The 2,644-nt window shown below is 46.1% G+C and carries 2 protein-coding genes; both read left to right on the top strand.

The window, feature by feature from the left end:
• Positions 1–1,684: arylsulfatase (locus H6S82_RS28025; protein ID WP_199317979.1), on the top strand; the 1,684-nt coding region annotated here is incomplete at its 5' end.
• A gap of 134 nt (positions 1,685–1,818) precedes the next feature.
• The coding region (locus tag H6S82_RS28020) for a methyltransferase (protein WP_191057093.1) at positions 1,819–2,644 on the top strand (826 nt) is incomplete at its 3' end.

Below are 2,644 nucleotides of genomic sequence, written 5' to 3'. Positions count from 1 at the left end.
CCTCCTCAGTTTCTCCACCTTCGCCCTCATCGGCTTTTCATTTTGGAAAAAAAGTTCGCAAGCCCAAAGCGACAGCGCCAAAAAAAAGGCTCCCAATATAGTTATGCTCATCGCCGATGATATGGGCTATTCCGATGTAGGCGCGTTTGGCGGTGAAATTTCTACCCCCAACATCGACGCCCTAGCGCGAGGAGGTATGAAGTTTACCAATTTCCACGCCGGGGCAGCTTGCTCGCCCAGCCGCTCTATGATGCTGACTGGGATAGATAACCACCTCGTTGGGCTGGGTACGATGGCGGAGGATTTAACCGAGCGTCAGAAGGGCAATCCGGGCTATGAAGGCTATCTCAACGACAGAGTGGTGACTTTGCCCACCCTTTTAAAAGATGCTGGCTATAACACCTATATGGTGGGCAAATGGCATCTAGGCCATGATGAAGGGCATTTCCCCTCAGATAAAGGCTTCACCCAGTCGTTTTCCCTGATTCAAGGCGCAGCGACTCATTTTAGCCAAATGGGATACAGTCCTGGCAGTCCGATCGCCACCTACAAAAGCAATGGCAAAGATGCTCAGTTGCCAGCTAATTTTTACTCGACAGATTTTTATACGAATAAGCTGATCGAATTCATCAATCAGAATCGTAGAGATAACAAACCATTCTTCATTTACGGTGCTTTTACTTCGCCCCACGATCCCTTACAAGCTCCCCAGCAATACATTCGCAAGTACATGGGCAAGTACGATATTGGCTGGGATCGCATCCGCGAACAGCGTTTCCAACGCCTCAAGCAGCTTGGTATCATTCCCAACAATCTGCAATTGCCACCCAGACAACCGGGTGTTCCTGCTTGGGATAGCCTAACGCCAGAAAAGAAACGGTACAATGCTAAGCTGATGGCCATCTACGCCGGAATGGTTGACAACCTGGATACCAATATTGGCCGATTGATCGCTCACTTAAAGAGTATCGGCGAGTACGAAAATACCATCTTCGTCTTTATGTCCGACAACGGTGCAGCGGCTCACGACTTTGCTGCGGGACATAAGGAATTTGAGGATTGGTTCAAGAAGGAAGGTATCAATAACAGCTATGAAAATATAGGCAATAAAAACTCCTTTGTTGCCTATGGCGAAGGTTGGGCTGATGTCAGTGCAACTCCGCACTATGGCTTTAAAGGGAGAGTTTACGAAGGTGGCATTCGCGTACCGGCGATTTTTTACTATCCAAAGGCTATCAAAGCGGGTACCAAAACAACTGCTTTTGCTTCGGTAATGGACTTCATGCCCACGTTCCTGGATTACGCAGGGTTTAAGCATCCCGGCACCAATTATCAAGGCCGTCCCATCCTTCCTATGAACGGACGTTCTCTGCGTCCTTTACTGGAGGGAAAAGCCGCTCGCATTTACGGTGAAAATGACGCGATCGGCTTCGAGTTATTTGGTGATGGGAACAGAGCGCTGTTCATGGGAGATTGGAAAGTTCTGAGAGTCAACAAGCCACGCGGGGATAATCAGTGGAAGTTGTTTAACATTGCACAAGACCCCAGGGAATTGGTTGATTTGGGCAAACAGTATCCGGACAAGTTAAACAAAATGATTTCTTTGTACGAGCAATACGAAAAAGACAAGGGTGTTGTTTATTTCGATGATGACCCGGATAAAGTGTTCGATCGCGGACTGTAGTCGATCGATCTGTTTCTAGAACGATCGCTCTCTGGCTGAACTTTAGACTACCTCCCTTTGCGCGGGTAGTCTAAAGTTTTGACAAAACTTTTAAATTAAATCAACTTTCTAACGCTACACAAGAGGTTACAGCGATGAATAAACCCCCAACGAAATCACCAATGATTGCCTTTGTCGAACTGGCAAGTAAATATTGGATATCCCAAGCATTAAATGTAGCTGCCAAACTAGGTATTGCCGATTTCTTGACCCAAGAAGCCAAGACCGTTGATGAATTGGCGCAAGCTACCAACAGTCACGCCTCCTCACTATACCGATTGCTTCGCTGTCTCGCCAGTGTCGGCGTCTTTACCGAAGTTGAACCATATCGATTTGGGCTTACCCCCATCGCTGAATATCTTCGCAGCGATAATCCTTACTCGTTACGCGATCAACCGATAATGCACTGCGAAGACTGGCATTGGCGAACTACAGGGACGATGTTTGATGCGGTCAAAACAGGTAAACCTGCCATAAATCACCTTTTTCAAGTTAATAGTTATTGGGAATATTTAGTCCAGCATCCTGAGTCTCAAGCACTATTCGATCGAGTGATGCTAGCTTCGGCGAGAAACTTTTATTCACCCTTTGTCAAAACATACGATTTTTCCAATTGCATCAAACTGGTAGATGTCGCTGGTGGCAGAGGTTCTCTGTTAGCATCGATTTTAAAAATTAACCCCCATATGAAAGGTATTCTCTTCGATATGCCGCAAACTGTGGAGGAAGCAGGACAGTTTCTAGAGAAGGAAGGAGTACTCGATCGCTGTGAAAGAATCGGCGGAAATATGTTTGAATCCGTGCCGAAAGGTGGAGATATTTATACTATATCTTACATTTTCATAGATTGGGATGATGAAAGTATAATTAAAGTGCTTAAAAATATCCGCAATGCCATAGCTGAAAACGGTAAACTGCTCG

Origin of the sequence: Planktothrix sp. FACHB-1355 (assembly GCF_014748295.1) — a bacterium.
GTDB classification, from domain to species: Bacteria; Cyanobacteriota; Cyanobacteriia; order Cyanobacteriales; family Aerosakkonemataceae; genus Aerosakkonema; species Aerosakkonema funiforme_A.
Note: the sequence above shows the minus strand (reverse complement) of the source record. Positions and strands in the feature narration are given on the sequence as shown.